11 protein-coding genes and 1 tRNA gene are annotated in these 17,392 nt (G+C 58.3%); 2 read left to right on the forward strand and 10 right to left on the reverse strand.

Translation table 11 applies throughout. The features are described from left to right. Positions 1 to 5: 5 nt before the first annotated feature. The 8 genes from IEI95_RS12035 to cpdR1 all read right to left on the reverse strand — a co-directional run bounded on the left by IEI95_RS12035 (position 6) and on the right by cpdR1 (position 12,332). Positions 6 to 1,286 (reverse strand): vWA domain-containing protein, encoded by a 1,281-nt coding sequence (locus IEI95_RS12035; RefSeq protein WP_194416478.1) that lies wholly within the window; start codon positions 1,284 to 1,286, stop codon positions 6 to 8. 210 nt (positions 1,287 to 1,496) lie between these two features. Beyond that, positions 1,497 to 2,375: a transglutaminase family protein gene (locus IEI95_RS12040; RefSeq protein WP_194416479.1), complete on the reverse strand. Its 879-nt coding sequence runs from the start codon at positions 2,373 to 2,375 to the stop codon at positions 1,497 to 1,499. Between the two features lie 14 nt (positions 2,376 to 2,389). After that, positions 2,390 to 4,786, reverse strand: coding sequence for a circularly permuted type 2 ATP-grasp protein (locus tag IEI95_RS12045; protein WP_156533823.1), 2,397 nt, complete (start codon positions 4,784 to 4,786; stop codon positions 2,390 to 2,392). A gap of 139 nt (positions 4,787 to 4,925) precedes the next feature. Then, entirely contained in the window at positions 4,926 to 8,270 is a 3,345-nt protein-coding gene (locus IEI95_RS12050; protein WP_156537092.1) for a transglutaminase family protein, read from the reverse strand. Between the two features lie 312 nt (positions 8,271 to 8,582). Beyond that, complete coding sequence (locus IEI95_RS12055) at positions 8,583 to 10,010, reverse strand: mannose-1-phosphate guanylyltransferase/mannose-6-phosphate isomerase (RefSeq protein ID WP_156537091.1); 1,428 nt, start codon at positions 10,008 to 10,010, stop codon at positions 8,583 to 8,585. Positions 10,011 to 10,281: 271 nt separating this feature from the next. Beyond that, on the reverse strand, positions 10,282 to 11,424 hold the full coding sequence (locus IEI95_RS12060) for a mechanosensitive ion channel family protein (RefSeq protein WP_156537090.1): 1,143 nt from the start codon (positions 11,422 to 11,424) through the stop codon (positions 10,282 to 10,284). Between the two features lie 203 nt (positions 11,425 to 11,627). Continuing rightward, positions 11,628 to 11,702, reverse strand: a tRNA-Val gene (locus tag IEI95_RS12065). 264 nt (positions 11,703 to 11,966) lie between these two features. Continuing rightward, a complete protein-coding gene (gene cpdR1, locus IEI95_RS12070; RefSeq protein ID WP_015917105.1) occupies positions 11,967 to 12,332 on the reverse strand; it encodes a response regulator CpdR1 in 366 nt (121 codons plus the stop codon). A gap of 299 nt (positions 12,333 to 12,631) precedes the next feature. Between cpdR1 and IEI95_RS12075 the strand changes: the two genes are divergently transcribed. Both IEI95_RS12075 and hisN read left to right on the forward strand, forming a co-directional pair. Then, a complete protein-coding gene (locus IEI95_RS12075) occupies positions 12,632 to 13,528 on the forward strand; it encodes an N-formylglutamate amidohydrolase (protein ID WP_156533749.1) in 897 nt (298 codons plus the stop codon). 353 nt (positions 13,529 to 13,881) lie between these two features. Next, positions 13,882 to 14,655: a histidinol-phosphatase gene (gene hisN / locus IEI95_RS12080; RefSeq protein WP_071203755.1), complete on the forward strand. Its 774-nt coding sequence runs from the start codon at positions 13,882 to 13,884 to the stop codon at positions 14,653 to 14,655. Positions 14,656 to 14,715: 60 nt separating this feature from the next. On the opposite strand, the gene IEI95_RS12085 is transcribed toward hisN, so the two are convergent. Both IEI95_RS12085 and IEI95_RS12090 read right to left on the reverse strand, forming a co-directional pair. Next, positions 14,716 to 15,765 carry a hypothetical protein gene (locus IEI95_RS12085; protein ID WP_156537089.1) on the reverse strand — a complete coding sequence of 350 codons (1,050 nt, stop codon included), beginning with the start codon at positions 15,763 to 15,765 and terminating at the stop codon, positions 14,716 to 14,718. 218 nt (positions 15,766 to 15,983) lie between these two features. After that, the gene (locus IEI95_RS12090) at positions 15,984 to 16,991 is read right to left on the reverse strand and encodes an alpha/beta fold hydrolase (protein WP_194416481.1); all 1,008 of its coding nucleotides are present in this window, start codon (positions 16,989 to 16,991) and stop codon (positions 15,984 to 15,986) included. Positions 16,992 to 17,392 lie beyond the last annotated feature (401 nt).

Genomic DNA, 17,392 nt, shown 5'->3' on the forward strand with positions numbered 1-17,392 from the left:
CAAAATCAGTTCGTCAGGCGGGTTGAGGTGGAGGTCGCTTTCTTGCCGATTTCCCCGAAGGCGGCGACAAGGCTTGCTGCATCGGTCGCCTCGTAATAGTGCGAGGCGTCGCTGGCGCAGGCCTCCAGCAGCGACTTGCCCCTGTCCGGGGCCATCAGGGCGACCGTGTAGATCTTGATGCCATCGGCCTTGATGGTTGTGCATTGGGTGCGAACAGCCGAATCGATGCTGGAACTCCAGTTTCCGTTGGTGCTGGTCATTTCACCATCCGTCATGAAGACGATATATCGGCCTATATCGCTGACGCTTTTAACTTTGTGGGCGTTGATCTCGGTTGTGTTGGCCGTTTGCAAGGCGCTATAGGCAGCACTCATCGCTCCCCTGGCATCGGTTGTGGTGGTAGCAGAGAGAGCATTGACATAGGTGACCACCTTGGAGGTTCCCCAACTCATCGCCTGGGGGGTATCGGCTGAGGCACTATAGCCATCCGCGCCGGTGCGCACATATTCATTGGTGGGGTCGGCCTTGTTAAGCTGTGCGGCCAGATCCTGAACGGCCAGCTTCAGCGACTCCATTTTTGTATAGTATTTTTGGCAGCTATAGCTGGTCGTCGTGGTTTTCTTGTTTTTTCCTGATCCGCTTGTCGTGGTCGAGGTGCACGTGCCCGTATAGCTGGTCGTTGTGTTCTCGGACATCGAGCCGGAATGGTCGAGCACCAGATACATCGAGAGCGGGCTTTCAGACGCCGTTGTCGCGGCCTGGGCCTTGCCATAGGCTTTCAGCGTGACGGTCTGCCAGCCCAGAACCTTCGAAAGTGGGTTCATCTTTATGGTGTAGCTGCCGGTGAGCGTCACATCATAGGTATTCGATGAGTTGCTGACCTGGGTGGTCTTCACGGAAATATCCGGGTCCGGCTGTGTGATCTGGTCCACCGAATTGGTGTCATCGCTGCTGGCCAGGGTATTGGCCAGTTGCGAAGCAAGGAAGCTCTTGGCAAGGGCAATGGCGTCGGCCTCGCTCATGCCGTTGCTCATCGCCGAGGCGGCGGCAAGGGCTGCGGCATCCACCGAGCTTTGCAAGGCACTTCTCGACTGCACCATCTCGGTCGCGTCCATCGCCAGACCTGCCACGCCGATGGAAACCGGCAGCAGAACCGCCGTCATCATGCCGAAATTGCCGCCGCTATGCCTGAGCAGGCGGCATGCCAAAGCACCGGCTTGTCGCGCTTTCGTGGCGAGTAAACGACAGGCACGCAAACCAGGGTTAAGCGCCGAAATGACCATCATGTCCATCCGTGACGTTGATCCGGCACTTGTCATCTCTTCAACGAAACGAAAGCACCGGTCGTGTTTCCTGCAACAGGACCGTGGCTTGACGATCCGCATCGCTGCTGAGGAATTGATAGGACACACTGCTTGCAACTGGCTTAATAGGGTTGCTCAAATGCAACCTATTCCTGAAATAGTGCGGTCGAAATGGCGGTGATACTCGCCTCGTCAGGCAATCGGAATGAGGTCCACCGCCTGGACGGTCGTGTGGTTGCCATAGCCTTTCAGCACGCCGATGACAGGCGCGACATCGGAATAGTCACGGCCATAAGCGACGACGACATGGTCGGGGCCGGCGGCAATATTATTGGTCGGGTCAAGCTCGACCCAGCCGACGGTCTTGCCGCACCAGACCCTGACCCAGGCATGCATGGCGTCGGCGCCTGCCAGCCGTTCCTTGCCCGGCGGCGGAATGGTGCGCAGGAATCCGCTGACATAGCCCGCGGGAATGCCGAGGCTGCGCAGCGCCACGATCATGATATGGGAAAAATCCTGGCAGACGCCCTTTTTCAACGCAAAGGCCTGTTTCGGGGTGGTATCGACAGTGGTGGCCTTGGGGTCGTATTTGAAATCCTTGTGGATGCGGGCGCAAAGCTGTTCGGCGATTTGGCGCACCGTCATGCCGGGCTTCACGACGGAGCGGGCGTAGGCGGCAATATCGGGGTTTTCAGGCAGCCTTGGGCTCGATCCGGTGAAATGATGCGGGGAGGCTGGCTCCAGCGACCAATATTCGAAAAGCTCGACGGCAAGCCGGTCTGGCAGTGGCGAAAAATCCGCAGTGAACGGTTGGCTATCCACCTGGATACGAGCCTGAAGGCGGATATCCAGTTTGTCATGGGAAGAGCGATAGGCGAAAGTCGTGGCGGGATGCGTGAAAAAATCGGCAAAACCAGTCCGTTCATCCGGCTGCGGCTCGATGGAAATCGAACCGGCAATCAGTCTTTGCCGCTCCGGCAGCGAGATCGGCATGATGCGCAGGATGTGGCGTCCACCAGCGGCGGCCACATCGTAATCATAGCCCATATGCAGTGTCAGATCGTACAGCATCGATATGTCTTTGCTCATCCGAGGTAGGTTTGCGCCAAAAGATCTGACAGCAATTCCAGTTCTTTTTCCAGATGATTGTAGATATCAGGCGTCATCATTTCCGGTGTCATTACCGCCACGCTTGAATGCAGCCGAACGGTTTCGCGCAGGAAGCGTGACATCTGACCGTTGACCTTGGCATTGGGCAATTGCTCTACCTCATTGTGGATCTCGTTGAGTTGGAACAGGATGGAGCGCGGATTGAGCGGGTCGAGCGCCAGAAGATCGGTCACGGTCAGGTGGGCGGTGTTGACATTATAGCGCCGCCGATGGGTCATGACATTGTCGCCAATCTCCAGCAGCATGTCGAGCGCGCCGTCTGGTGCGTCCTGCCCCGCCATATGGCCAAGCAGCCGGGTCATATGCATGCCGCGCTCCAGGTAGCGGCCGATGGCGAGGAAGCGCCAGCCGGTGAAGCGATACATGTTTTCATGCACCAGACCGGCAAAGCCCGCCAGCTTGCGCAGCAGGATGGTCATGGCATGCGAGGCGTCGTCGCCGGGCTTGATCTTTTCATGAAAACGCCGCGCGGTCTTGGCGAGATCATTCAGCGCCAGCCATCCATCCGGCGAGAACCGGTCGCGGATATTGCTGGCGGAATAGACCGCGCTGTTGATATTGCCGAGCAGGCTTTCCGGCACGCCCTGGTCTGTATTGATGTCCAGTGCTTCGAGGTATTCGCTGACAAAGGCCAGAAGCGGCTGTTTCGGATCGGCTGTTTCGGCAAAGCGGGCATTCCAGGCACGCAGAATTCTAAGCGCCCCTTCGGCCCGCTCGATATAGCGGCCAAGCCAGAACAGGTTGTCGGCGGCCCGGCTGGGCAGGCTGCCCGGCATGTTGCGGGTAAACTGCTCTTCGGCTGGCAGCAGCGTGATCCGCTCGACCGGCTTTTCGGAAACGATCCACACATCGGCGGCAGACCCGCCGGCCTGCATGGCCATCGCCGCCACATCGCTGCCGCTGCCGATCCGCCCAAACCCGCCCGGCATGATCTGCCAGCCGTCCTTGGTGCGTGCCGCAAACACCCGCAAGCTCATCGGCCTCGGTTGCAGTCTACCATCGACCATGGCGGGGGTGGTGGAGAGCGTCACGGCTTCCTGACCGACCAGCTTGGCGCCGTCGGTTTCCAGCCAGCTGGCAATCGAGTGCTGGGCGGTTTCCCGCAGGGTTGCGCCGAGCACCGATTGCCTGTTGTCGTCGAAAAACGGTTGGCGGGAATAGGCCGGACCGATCACCATTTTCTCGATATTGCCGGCGACATGGTCGCGTTCCTGTTTTTGCCCGCACCACCAGGTGGCAATCGAAGGCAGCAACAGGTCCTCGCCCAACATATGGCGACAGATGGTCGGCAGAAAAGCCATCAAGGCCCGGGTTTCGAGAATGCCGGAACCAAGCGCGTTGACGAAGGTAACTGCCTGATTGCGCAGTGCCTGAACCACGCCCGGCGTGCCGATATGGCTGAGCTGGTTCAGTTCCAGCGGATCGGCAAAGGCCGCATCCAGACGGCGCCACAGCACCCCGATCGGTTTCAGCCCGGCGACGGTGCGCACCATCACCTTGCCGTTGACCACAGTCAGATCCTCGCCCTCCAGCAGCATGATGCCGAGATAGCGGGCAATATAGGCATGTTCGAAATAGGTTTCATTGGCCGGGCCGGGGGACAGCACGGCGATCCGGTCATCAGGGCTTTGCTTGTGGCCTTGAAGCGCATCACGAAACGCCCCGAAGAACGAGGCCAGCCGGTGGACATGGGTTTCGGCATAGATATCGGAAAAGGCCCGCGCCGTCGCCACCCGGTTTTCCAGCGCAAATCCGGCGCCGGAAGGTGCCTGGGTGCGGTCGGCCAGCACCCACCAGGCGCCATCTGGCCCACGGCCGATCTCGAAGGAACAGAAATGCAGGTAATGACCACCTGCCGGTTTCACCCCGACCAGCGGTCGCAGAAATTCGCCATTGGCGGCAATCAGTGCCGGCGGAATGAAGCCTTCCTGCACCAGCCTGTTATCGCTGTAGATATCGGCGACAACCTGTTCCAGCAATTCGGCCCGCTGCACCAGGCCGCGCGCCAGAACCTGCCATTCGGCATCGGCGATCAGCACCGGAATATGGGAGAACGGCCAGGCCCGCTCGGTGGGACCGGCCGACCCATAGGCACGATAGAAGACCCCGGCATCGCGCAGATAGCGGTCTGCACGGGCAAAGCGCTCGTGCAATTGCTCTTCATCCATGCCGTTGATGGCGGCGACGAAAGTCTGCCAGACCGGACGGATATTGCCGTCCCGGTCCAGCATTTCATCGGCGGCACCGGGCAAGGACCGATAGCCATCGGCAAACGCCGCTCCGGGGTCCTTCTCCAGCCTGTCCATCTCCATGGCCGTACGCTTGGTCATCTTCATTCCTGCCGAAGCATGTCATTCTCGTAAAACGGTTTCGCATGTTTACCGGAACGACATGGCTTCTTGTTGACGCATGTCGTTGCCGTAAAACCGTTTAACGCTTTTACGCGACATGCTAGATCCCGTGTGGTCGCCGCAAATCCAATGTGTGCGGAAATTCCGGCGAGACGGCTTCCGGCCACAGCGGATAAGATCCGGCTGTATGGCCCCAGGGTTCGAACCGCGCAAGCCGCCTAGCCTCCGCTTCATTGCCATTCACAGGGAAAGTATCATAACTGCGACCACCGGGATGCGCGACATGATACACACAACCACCGATCGACCGCCCTGTCCATATATCATAAACGTCGAATGTTAGCGGTGTGTTTACAGGCAGGACCGGATGCAGCCCTGATGCCGGTTGCCAGGCCTTGTAGCGAACACCGGCGATGGCCACGCCATTTGTGCCGCTTTTCTTCAGCGGCAGGCGTCGGCCATTGCAGGCAATGGTGTACCGGTCGGGATTGGCGGTCTCCAGCTTGACCTGCAAACGCTCGACGGAACTATCGACATAGCGCACCGTACCGCCGATGGCACCTTCCTCGCCCATCACATGCCAGGGCTCTAGCGCCTGGCGCAGCTCCAGTTTGCTGTCTTCGTATTCTACCTGTCCGACGAAGGGGAAGCGGAATTCCAGCTGGGCGGCAAACCATTCCGGCTTGAAGTCGAAGCCGTGTTCGCGCAGGTCTGACAACACTTCGAGAAAATCCTGCCAAAGATAATGCGGCAGCATGAAGCGGTCGTGCAATGCCGTGCCCCAGCGCACGAAATTTCCACCGATGGGGTTCTTCCAGAACCTAGCGATCAGTGCCCGCACCAGCAATTGCTGGGCCAGCGACATGCGGGCATTCGGCGGCATTTCAAAACCACGGAATTCAACCAGACCCAGCCGTCCCGTCGGTCCGTCAGGCGAAAACAGCTTGTCGATGCAGATTTCCGAGCGATGGGTGTTGCCGGTAACATCGGTCAGCAGGTTGCGAAACAGCCGGTCGACCAGCCAGGGCAAAGGCGGGGCCGCGCCACTGTCTGGCATGGGGATCTGCGCCAATGCGATTTCCAGCTCATAGAGCGTATCATGGCGGGCCTCGTCAAAGCGCGGCGCCTGGCTGGTCGGGCCGATAAACATGCCCGAGAACATATAGGACAAAGCCGGATGACGCTGCCAATGCAGGACCAGGCTTTTCAGCAGATCCGGGCGGCGCAGGAACGGGCTGTCGCCGGGATTGGCACCGCCGACCACCACATGGTTGCCGCCGCCGGTGCCGGTATGGCGGCCGTCGATCATGAACTTGTCGGCGCCAAGCCGCGTCTGGCGGGCCTCTTCATAGATGATATCGGTGGTGGCCACGCAATCCTGCCAGCTATCGGCGGGGTGGATATTGACCTCGATAACCCCAGGATCGGGCGCGACACGAATGACATTGATGCGCTCGTCCTGCGGCGGCGCATAGCCTTCGATGTGGATCGGCAGGCCGAGATTGTGCGCAGCGGTCTCGGCGGCGGCTACCAGTTCCAGATAGTCCTCGATCCGCTCTACCGGTGGCATGAACACGCAGAGCCGGCCATCACGCGGCTCGACGCTCATGGCGGTGCGCACGGCGCCGGTTATGTCGCCGGTTGAGCCGGCAATATTCTGTTCGTTGCGGTCCTGCTGGGCGTCGCTGGTTTTGCGCGAGGCTTCCGACAGCGCCCGGCCTTCGCGGGCATCCGGGCCGAAATCCGGCAGCGGTGTGCGTGGGATGGAAGGGTCCGCCGTGTGAATATAGGGATATTGCGAGGGTGGCACATAGGGCAGGGTGCCGAGCGGCATGCGAAAGCCAACGGGACTGTCGCCGGGAATAAGGAAGATCTTGCCGCGCCGGGTGCGCCATTTCTCGCTGATCCAGCGCCGACCGCTGGCCTTGGCGTTCCAGGCCTGGACCGGCAGGATATAGCCGGTGGGGATCGTCAAGCCGCGCTCGAACACCTTGGCGATGCGGGCGCGCTCTTCCGGGCTTTCCAGCTTGGAATTGGACGGATCGACATTTTCCGGCAGGCTGCCTTCCTTGATGATCCAGGCTGCGGGATCTTCATAGGCCGGCAGGATCATGTCCGGCTCGATCTCCAGCTCGGTGGCAATGCCGGCCATCAGCGCCTGGGCCTGCTCATGGCTCACATTGGTATCGGCTGTCTCCGTGGCAATCAGCTCCGGATTATGCCAGATCGGCTTGCCGTCCTTGCGCCAGTAGAGCGAGAAGGTCCAGCGTGGCAGGCTTTCGCCCGGATACCATTTGCCCTGCCCGTAATGCAGGAAGCCGCCGGGGGCAAAGCGGGTACGCAGCTTGCGGATCAACTGATCGGCCAGCGCCCGCTTGGTCGGGCCAACCGCATCGGTATTCCATTCCGCCGACTGGAAATCGTCGATCGATACAAAGGTCGGCTCGCCGCCCATGGTCAGGCGCACGTCATGGGCCTTCAGATCACCATCGACCTTCAGGCCAAGCGCGTTCAGCGCTTCCCAGCTTTCATCGGAAAACGGCTTGGTGATGCGCGGATGCTCGGCAACCCGTGTCACCTTCATGTCAAAGTCGAAATCGGTCTTGGCTTGCCCGAAATATCCGCCGGAAATCGGCGCGGCGTTTTTGTAATGCGGTGTGGCGGCCAACGGGATATGGCTTTCGCCGGTCATCAGGCCGGAGGTCGGGTCCAGGCCGATCCAGCCAGCGCCGGGAATATAGGCTTCCGCCCAGGCATGCAGGTCGGTGAAATCCACCTTGGTGCCGGAGGGGCCATCCAGCGCTTCCAGATCCGGTTTCAGCTGGATCAGATAGCCGGAGACGAAGCGGGCGGCAAAGCCCAGATGCCGGAGAATCTGCACCAGCAGCCAGCTGGTATCGCGGCAGGAGCCACGCGCCGAGGTCAGCGTTTCGTCCGGTGTCTGCACGCCCGGCTCCAGGCGGATGACATAGCCGATTTCGCTTTGCAGGCGGGCGTTGAGCGCGACGATCATATCGACCGTGCCTTGGCCCGGCGTCATGTCCAGGGTCTTGAGATAGGAATCGAGCGCAGGGCTGTCCGGCTCTGGTTTCTTGTAGATCGCCAGATCCTCGCGAATATCCTCCGGGTATTCGAACGGCCAGGTGACGGCCTCTTCTTCCGTGAAGAAATCGAAGGGATTGTAGATGCTCATATCGGCGGTGAGATCGACTTCGATCTTGAACTCGGTGACCGGATCGGGAAACACGAAACGGGCCAGATAGTTACCGTAGGGGTCTTGCTGGAGATTGACGAAGTGATTTTCGGGGGTGACCTTGAGGGAGTGGCTTAGAACCTTTGTTCTGGAATGGGCCGCCGGTTTCAGGCGAATGATCTGCGGCCCCAGGCGGATCGGCGTGTCATATTTATAATGAGTGAGATGATAAATGCTTGCCTTGATCGCCATGAAACCCCTCGTCCGTGGTCCGGACCTAATGCCATTCTGATTGTGCCTGATCTTGTGCAATGCACAGAAATAAAGCAAGTCAGCTTCTTGGGAATTTGTTGGGCAGTGATTTGGCAGGCTGCAAACCGTCGCCCGAGCCACGGTTGTTGGTACCTTTGCTCAAGGCGGTCTCCAGAGCGTCATCCTCGGGCTTGTCCCGAGGATCTGCCTCTGGCAGAGGAATTTTCGACGGTATCGAATGTTATATGCTCGGCACAAGGCCGAGCATGACGGCAGGGCAAGCCGCCTGCCGTGTCCAACCTCGTTAAACCCTCAGGTGCGACCGAACTCATCGACCAGCCGGACGATATCGTCCTCACCCAGATAGGAGCCGGTCTGAATCTCGATCATTTCCAGCATGATCTTGCCGGGATTGCCGAGCCGATGCACCGCACCCTGGGGAATATAGATCGACTGGTTCTCATAAAGCATCGTCACCTTGTCGTTGATCGTCACTTCGGCGGTACCGCGCACGCAGATCCAGTGTTCGGACCGATGGAAGTGCTTTTGCAGCGACAATTTCTTTTCGGGGTGGACGAACAGCCGCTTCACCTGGAACCGGTCGCCGTTGAGGATCGAGGTATAGCCGCCCCAAGGCCGCAGCGAGGTCGGGTGAGTCTCGGTGAGGTTTGCCGTCTTCTTGTCGCTGGCCAGAAGCTTGACCAGATTGCCGACTTCCTGGGCCTCGTCCAGCCGACCGACGAAGACCGCGTCCTCACTGGCAATCACCGCGACGCCGTCCATGCCCTGTACGGCCAGGTGGCTGTTGCGTGAGATAACCAGTGAATTGCGGGTATTGTGGACGGTGGCATTGCCCTTGACGACATTGCCGTCGGCATCGGCTTCGCCGATTTTCCACACCGCGTCCCAGCTGCCGAGATCCGACCATTGGATGGCGGAGGGGACAACAGCGGCATTGGCGGTTTTTTCCATCACCGCATAATCGAGGGAAATCGAAGGGGCTGCGGTAAAGGCCTCGGTATTGAGCCGGATGAAATCGATATCCTTGGTGGCCTTGGCGACAGCCTCTGTCGCGGCGGCCATCACCTCTGGCGCGTAGCGCTCCAGTTCGTCGATGATATTTGTCGCGCAAAACAGGAACATGCCGGAGTTCCAATAGTAGTTTCCGGCATCGATCAGGGCTTGCGCCTTTTGTGCATCCGGCTTTTCGACGAAACGGCTGACGGCATGGGCACCGTTGCCGAGATCGGCACCCAGTTCGATATAGCCATAGCCGGTGGCAGGCTCCGTCGGGGTAATGCCGAACGTGACGAGCTTGCCGCTCCGTGCGGCGGTGGCCGCAGCCGTGATCGAGGCAAGATAGACGGCATCGACGGTGATGGCGTGGTCGGACGCCAGCACGAGCAGGGCCGCATCAGGCCCGAATCGTTCCGCAACGACGCGGGCGGCGACGGCAATGGCGGCTGCCGTGTTGCGCGCCACCGGCTCCAGCAGGATGCCTGATAGCGCCACGCCCTGTTCGCGGGCCTGTTCGGCGACCAGGAAGCGAAACTCCTCATTGGTCACCACCAACGGCGCTTCATAAAGACTGGTATCGCTGACGCGCTGCAAGGTGGACTGAAAAAGCGTTTCCTCGCCCACCACTTTCAGGAACTGCTTGGCGGCGGTGGCGCGCGATAGCGGCCACAACCGTGTGCCTTTGCCGCCTGCCATGATGACGGGGACGATTTTATCGGTCATTCTCGGTCCTTTCTGCAGAAAGCGCGCAGCCGCAATCCAGAAGGATCGTGTGGCGAAAGGCGTGGCAGCGCTCCAGCCTGGTGCTGGGTCTGGCGTGAAGGGGTTGTTGCATTTTTCTGCAAAACATCCAAGCGCTTCATCAGCGGCACCTGAATAATTCCACGAATCGGAGAGGATTGCGTTCTCGATCAGCAAGGGAGTGAAAAATGGCGCTGAAAAGCCCATTATCGCAGACAATGGTCATTCCCGTGGGCGGTTGATCGCTCTGGTGTCAGGCGTCAATCTTCTCCGACCGGGCGGTCGCTCTGCCTTGGATCGGTGACATCGACCCGTCCTTCAACGCCTGTGGCTTTTCCTGATGAATGCGCAGGCGCGGCAAGGCATCGGGATAGTCCTTCTGGATGAAGTCCATCAGCTTTTCGCGCACATAGCAGCGCAAGTCGAAAGCCTTCCCGGCACTGGCGGCGGACACCAGAATGCGAATTTCCATCACCTGATCCTTCAGGTCCGTGACGGCGAGGTTGAAGACATTTCCATCCCATAACGGCGCTGATCTGACGATATTCTCAGTTTTTCGGCGCAGGGTGGATACCGGAACGGAATAATCCATGTAGAGCATGACCGTGCCGATCAGCGCAGCCCCTTCGCGGGTCCAGTTCTGGAAAGGTTTTTCGATGAAATAATTGAGCGGCAGGACCAGTCTTCGCCAATCCCAGAGCTTCACCACCACATAGGTGGCGGTTATTTCCTCGACATGACCGAACTCACCTTCAACAATCAGCGCGTCATCGATGCGGATCGGCTGGGTGATGGCCAATTGCAGCCCGGCAAACAGATTTTTCAGCATTGGCTGCAAGGCGAGACCGAGAACGATACCCGCGACACCCGCCGAAGCCAGCAGGCTGACCCCATATTGGCGCACAGCCGGAAAAGACATCAGAACGGCTGCCGCGGTGAGGGCGACGATGCCGGTAGCGGCCACCCTTTCCATGATGCGGGATTGGGTGACATGCTTGCGGGCTAGTAGATTGTCTTCGGCATCAAGCTTGAAACGGCGAAGATAGACGGTGACCCAGATATGCAGGGCGGTGCGGGTCATCCATCCGACAACGATGACGAAGCACAGTAGCAGAGCGTGGCGCACGATGCTGGCTGCCACATCACTTAGAGGTGCGACAGTCACGCCGATGGAGAGCGTCCAGGTCAGGATGGCAAGCCGCAAGGGTCGTCGGGTGCGCTGCACCAGTGAGCGCCAGAAAAGATCGCGATTTTCCGTCAGCCGCGTCAGGATGCGGAAGCCGAAGTGCTGAATTAACATGCCCACCAGAAAAGCAAGAAGCAGGACGCAAAGCGAAACAGCCCAGTCCGGCATCCATGCGATGGCATGTTGCAATGTTTCAAAAATAGTCTGCATCCAAACCAATCTAGGGTGCAATGCGGTATAGAAAATAGGTAAAGGGCAAAAAACTTGCCCGGGAACGGTTCTTAAGGCTCTGGTCACGATGGTGAGAGAGCCAGCAGGCCACGGTGAACCGGCCTATGTTCATGATCGGAACCATGCCTGTCATCGACAAGCCGAAATGGCATTCAAATGCTCTAAAAGGGAAGAAAATCGGATGGTGGGCGTGACAGGGATTGAACCTGTGACCCCTACGATGTCAACGTAGTGCTCTCCCGCTGAGCTACACGCCCATCCGATGGCGGGGGTAAACCATGAAACCGCCGGTTCCGTCAATAGCTATTGCGCGGTTTGGATCAAGAATTCGGCAAGCGGTTGTATCCGCTGGCTTTTCCGGGTTTACGCGCAAGCGCCTCACTGTCTTGATCTACCATGCGCCAGAACCTGGCGCATGCATCATTTGCCGAGCCGCGTGCGATGCGACGCATGATGGTCGCAAATCGCGCCCGATTGGAAGATTCCAATCTGGGCGGCTTAGGTCTTGGAACCAGGCGGTCTCAGGCGGCGGTCAGTAGTTTGTTGACCTCGTCTACCAGGTCGCGCAGGTGGAAGGGCTTGGACAGGACCTTGGCATCCTTAGGCGCCTTGGAATCGGCGTTCAATGCTACGGCGGCAAAGCCGGTGATGAACATCACCTTCAGGTCCGGGTCGAGTTCGGTGGCGCGGCGGGCCAGCTCGATGCCGTCCATTTCCGGCATGACGATGTCGGTCAGGAGCAGCGAGAAGGGCTCTTCCCGAAGCCTGTCATAGGCGCTCGCGCCATTGTCATAGGAGGATACCTTGTATCCGGCCTTTTCCAGGGCTTTCACCAGGAAGCGGCGCATGTCGTTGTCATCTTCGGCAAGAAGTATTTTCTGAGTCATTGCTGGACCGTTACTCAACTGGGATCATGGTGTTAAGCTTTCCCAGATATTCCAGCCCGTGTAAACAGCAGGTGAAGACGGGAAAGCCGGGTGTGATTTTTCGCCACTACAGCGACCTGTCCGCGTCTTTGGCGGCGCAGACAGGTCGCTGTAGCACATTATAACTGCTGCATAAGTGCTGCATGATTCTCTTATCATGCCGTATCCGGCTTCAAGATTAATGCAGTATGGACTTCGCGGTGGGCAACTGGCAACATATGTTTCATTATGAATTGCTGATTTGGTAAAGAAGGGGTGAGATGCAGCCGGAACGCGACGATTTCGAGCTGTTTGACGTGCGCGAACCCGAACAGCATAGCATTCCCTTTGTTTACAATTCCCCCCATAGCGGCAGAGATTATCCACAGGAGTTTCTCGCCCGTTCGCGCCTGGACAGGCTTTCCATCCGCCGTTCGGAGGATCATTTCGTCGATGAGCTGTTTGCAGCGGCACCCGACCACGGCGCCCCCTTGCTCTACGCGAAATTTCCACGCGCCTATATTGATGTCAATCGCGAGCCTTATGAGCTCGATCCGAAGATGTTTTCTGGCCCCCTGCCGCCTTACGTCAATGCCCATTCGGTTCGTGTTGCCGGAGGGCTCGGCACCATTGCGCGGATTGTGGCCGAAAATATGGAAATCTACCGGGAGCGGTTGAGCGTGGAGGAGGGGATTGCCCGGATCGAGACGATCTACAAGCCCTATCACGCCTGCCTGCGCCGGCTGATTGCCCGCACCCATGCCCGTTTTGGGGCGGCTATTCTGATCGACTGCCATTCGATGCCGGGCAATATTCGGCTGAGCGGCAGCGCCATTCGTCCGGATTTCATCATTGGCGACCGATATGGCACCAGTGCTTCGGCAGAACTGACCCATGCCGCCATGCAGGTGCTCAGCGATTTCGGATTTACGGCGGTGCGCAACAAGCCCTATGCCGGCGGCTTCATCACTGAACATTACGGCCGTCCCGCCAGGGGCCTGCATGCTCTACAGATCGAAATCAACCGCGCACTGTATGTCGATGAGGCAACATTGGAAAAGCGACCGGATTTCGCCTCGCTTGCAGCGGTGCTGTCGCGGTTCATTGGTCAGATGGCGGAGCTTTCCAAAGGCATTGCCACACCCGGCCTCGGCGATGGCGCGCTCGCCGCCGAATAGTGCATCGTTCCGAAAAGTGGAAACCGGTTTTCCGATCCTGCGATGCGTGGCGCGATAAGGCAAAAAAAAACCGCGCTCGAGGCGCGGCAAGTCTAGGGAGGAAACACCCAAGGAGGGTATTTACAGTCGAAAGACTGTAAGGCGTATCATATTTTGCATTGCACAAATGTCAAGTCGATTTTGACATTTTTTTAATCATGATTATTATTTAGGCATTTGCATCAAGGAAATGCTCGAATGGCGTGCAAATCGGCGCTCTGCCTGTCGTCCTGATAAATTTATGCTGGAGCGAATTCCGATCCGGCGTTTTATGCCGTAAGAAACGTCCACGTTCACCTTATTGAGGAAGCCGCATGCGCCCCGAGAAGACGTTTTTCGACAGCCTCGCCGAGGCCGCCAAGGCCGAGACACTGCCACGCTTTCGCTCACGGCTGGATGTGGTCAACAAGGATGCGGGCGGCTATGATCCCGTCACCGAAGGCGATAAGGCAGCGGAAACCGCGATCCGCGCGCTGATCGAGGCAGAGTTTCCCGATCACGGCATTCTGGGCGAGGAACATGACAATGTCGGCCTTGGTCGCGATTGTGTCTGGGTGATCGATCCGATCGATGGAACACGGGCGTTTATTTCCGGTCTGCCCACCTGGGGAACGCTGATTGGTTTTCAGCAAAACGGCCACGCGGTGATGGGCATGATGGACCAGCCTTTTACCGGCGAGCGTTATTTTGCCGATGGGGAGAAAGCCTGGTACAGCGGACCTGATGGCCAGCGGCAGATCGCAACGCGGGCCTGCGCTGGTCTCTCGGATGCGGTGCTTTACACCACCTCGCCGGATATTTTTCTGGAAGACGAGCGGCCGCGTTTCGATGCTGTGCGGGCCAAGGTCCAACTGACGCGCTACGGCGTGGATTGCTATGCCTACGCGCTGCTGGCGGCAGGTTTTGTCGATCTGGTGATCGAAACGGGGCTGAAGCCCTACGATGTCGGCGCTCTGATTCCGATTATCGAGCAGGCTGGCGGTATTATCACCACGTGGGAGGGTGAACGGCCGGAAGCGGGTGGCAAGATCATCGCCGCCAGTTCTGCCGCTGTCTACGAGCAGGCGCGCGCGATTTTGGTCGATTGATCGCCACCGGTGTCCATGAATTTCCATGGCCACCGGTAGCATTCTATTGGGTCGTTGTGTTTAGCCAAGCACTGCGACTTTGCTTTCGATGGCTTGGATTTCGTTGGGAACGTCGCCCTGCTGCTCGGACATCTTTAGGCTGGCATGGAACGGACATCCGGCAAATTTCGGATCGTCCTTGTAGAGCGAAACGTAATGCTCTGGAAACGCCTTATCGAGGGCTCGGATGCCGGCTTTGATGTCTGCCTTTTCATCCTTGTTCAGCTTGTCGCGTGATTCGATATAGCTTTCCGTCGGATCGTCCAGTTGGGTTTCCAGATACCAGAAAATCAGGCCCATCAATTTGGGTAGAACCTCCTGCGCCATCGGATAGGCAGGTTCGATCTGCATGGTCTCAAGGGTCGTGGGCAGCGACAGGGAGCGGATGAGTTGGTGCCCGAGCCAATGCATTTCCTTGGGGAAAAAGCGGAAGACGAATTGTTCGTGAATCGCTGTCGTGATCAGGTTGCCGCGCTCGGGCTTGGGCCTGTCCATCTTTTCTATCGTCTCGCAATAGGTGATCAGCCCCGCGAAATCCTCGGGATAGCCATGCAGCGGCTGATTGTTCTCGGCAACGAACAGCTTGGACATTTCCAGCCAGAACCGATGGGCGGCGATCTGTTCCTTTTCCGAAAACCCTGGCAGCCCCATGCGCAAGCGCAGGCGATGCATGGTTACCGCTGTGAAGGCACACGTGTAAATATAATCTTCATTGTAGGAAAACGCACCCGGATATTGCCTTGCCCAATAGGCATGCAGGTTGTTAATGCCCTCGACCGATTTCTTGGTCCGCTCATCATGCGGACCATAAAACCACCACAGGGCATTGGCGCTGCCGGTCTGCTCGACCCGGCTGGTAGAGCGATCCACCACCTTGCCGCCATCCTCGCGCCACACCACTTGCGCGCCCCATTCCGACACGACGAAATTCGGAAAGGTCAGTGCATAGATGAAATTCTGCATGAAGTCGTTGAGGCCATAGCTGCTCGACAGCCGCCAGATCCGCACATAGTCCTTCTCCGGATCCAGAGATTGGATTTCGTTCTGGATCCATTTCTTAGGCGCATTCATAATCTTTCTCCTCCCAGAAAAAGCAAAGCGGGCGCTGACGGTCCGCGCCCATTCTCGCTAAACAATACGAATATGTACATTATTGATGTTCTGAATTCTGTCAATTCGGATCGGTCGCCAGCGATAAAAATGTCTTAAGCAATGCCAGGAGAAGGCTTTGGAAGCCGTGTGGGATTATCGGCGATGATTGAGAGACGCGCAGGGGCGGAGGGGCTGTGTCAAAGACCGACGAGTTCTGCCTCGCCTTCGATCTGCATCGGGTCGCTGCCGGGAATGAAGGCATGGATGGCGGCAAGCGCCTGTTCGCGGTAGCGGTCTTGCTCCTGTAAAACCTCATGGCGGGCGCCGGGAATAGACAGCAATTGCGCGGCTCGGAAATGCCGGGCCAGGTGTTCCTGTGCGCTAAAGGGCACGACGCCGTCCAGCATCGGGGCGAGCAACAGGGTGGGAATGGTGATCCCCGTCAGATGGGCGGGATCGTTGACCCGCCGGATGGCTTTTGCGCATTCATGCAGCCAACGGGCCGAAGGCGCACTGATCGACAACTCCGGCACGGCGGCAAAAATTGCCATATTGCGGTCGAAGCGGGCGGCATCCGAGGTCAGGACATTGGTGGCGAAGGTGTGCGGCTTGCTGGCTGATGACAAGGGACGGTTGCCAAGTCCGAGCGTTGATGCCAGCTGCGCCAGCGCGAACACCTTTGCCGCTGACAGGGCTTCGCCATGCAGGCCGACAAAGGGGGCTGACAGGACCAGCCGGGAAATGCGCCCGGACAGCCGTGGTGCTGCGGCAAGGGCGATCAATCCACCGGTGGAATGGGCGATCATCGAGAACGGCAGGCGACAATCCGGCAGCACGACCTGTTCCAGGAACTGCTCCAGATCCCGCTCATAATCGGAAAAGCGCTGGACATGGCCCCAGCGTTTCTCCTTATCCCCTCTGGGTTTTGAGGACTTTTGCAGAAGTGTCCAGTCGGACAGGCCTTGGCCGCGCAGGTCGAAGGTAGCGACCCAGAGACCCGCTGCTGTCAGGTCGCGGATGGTTTCAAAATATTTCTCGATGGATTCGCTGCGGCCATGCACCAGCACGACCGTGCCTTTGGCCGGGCTGATATCGCTCTTGAAAATCGCATAGCGCAGGCGAAGGCCGTCGTAACTGGTGAAAAAGCCGGCGTGATGATTGTCGGGAATGGGATTGCCGTCCACGGCATGAAGCACGCTATCCATGGCCTTGCCTTTCCAAGCACAATCTTCAGTTTTCCATATCGCATATTTGCGCGGACCGAAATCGGGTCAAGGAAAAAAGCCGCCCATTGCTTCAAGACGATTGGGCTTCAAGACAAATGGGCGGCAACAGGCACTGAAGACGCAGGGACGATATTCTTCAGTCACCAGGATCACTCCTGATAGGCTGACGCTAGTGTGGCCAAGGTGAACCGATGCCAAACCCGCCATTCATCAAAAATTCAGCCACAAAAAATCGGCCATCACGATGCGTGCATGTCGAGGGGTCTTGAACTCGCAAATCGCCTTTCCCATCTCTTTGTTGCGGGCGCCGGAAGGGCCCGCATCATCAGGCAGACACCGCCACATCAGGGGTATCTGCCTTCGTCATTATCGCAACCGTC

The organism is Agrobacterium vitis (assembly GCF_014926405.1).
GTDB lineage: Bacteria > Pseudomonadota > Alphaproteobacteria > Rhizobiales > Rhizobiaceae > Allorhizobium > Allorhizobium vitis_H.

Bases quoted from the DNA above. Each gene is read 5' to 3' on its own strand.
- IEI95_RS12090 (WP_194416481.1), bottom strand. From the start codon at position 16,991: ATGGATAGCGTGCTTCATGCCGTGGACGGCAATCCCATTCCCGACAAT.
- IEI95_RS12060 (WP_156537090.1), bottom strand. From the start codon at position 11,424: ATGCAGACTATTTTTGAAACATTGCAACATGCCATCGCATGGATGCCG.
- IEI95_RS12075 (WP_156533749.1), top strand. From the start codon at position 12,632: ATGCAGCCGGAACGCGACGATTTCGAGCTGTTTGACGTGCGCGAACCC.
- IEI95_RS12035 (WP_194416478.1), bottom strand. From the start codon at position 1,286: ATGATGGTCATTTCGGCGCTTAACCCTGGTTTGCGTGCCTGTCGTTTA.
- IEI95_RS12085 (WP_156537089.1), bottom strand. From the start codon at position 15,765: ATGAATGCGCCTAAGAAATGGATCCAGAACGAAATCCAATCTCTGGAT.
- IEI95_RS12040 (WP_194416479.1), bottom strand. From the start codon at position 2,375: ATGCTGTACGATCTGACACTGCATATGGGCTATGATTACGATGTGGCC.
- IEI95_RS12055 (WP_156537091.1), bottom strand. From the start codon at position 10,010: ATGACCGATAAAATCGTCCCCGTCATCATGGCAGGCGGCAAAGGCACA.
- cpdR1 (WP_015917105.1), bottom strand. From the start codon at position 12,332: ATGACTCAGAAAATACTTCTTGCCGAAGATGACAACGACATGCGCCGC.
- IEI95_RS12045 (WP_156533823.1), bottom strand. From the start codon at position 4,786: ATGGAGATGGACAGGCTGGAGAAGGACCCCGGAGCGGCGTTTGCCGAT.
- IEI95_RS12050 (WP_156537092.1), bottom strand. From the start codon at position 8,270: ATGGCGATCAAGGCAAGCATTTATCATCTCACTCATTATAAATATGAC.
- hisN (WP_071203755.1), top strand. From the start codon at position 13,882: ATGCGCCCCGAGAAGACGTTTTTCGACAGCCTCGCCGAGGCCGCCAAG.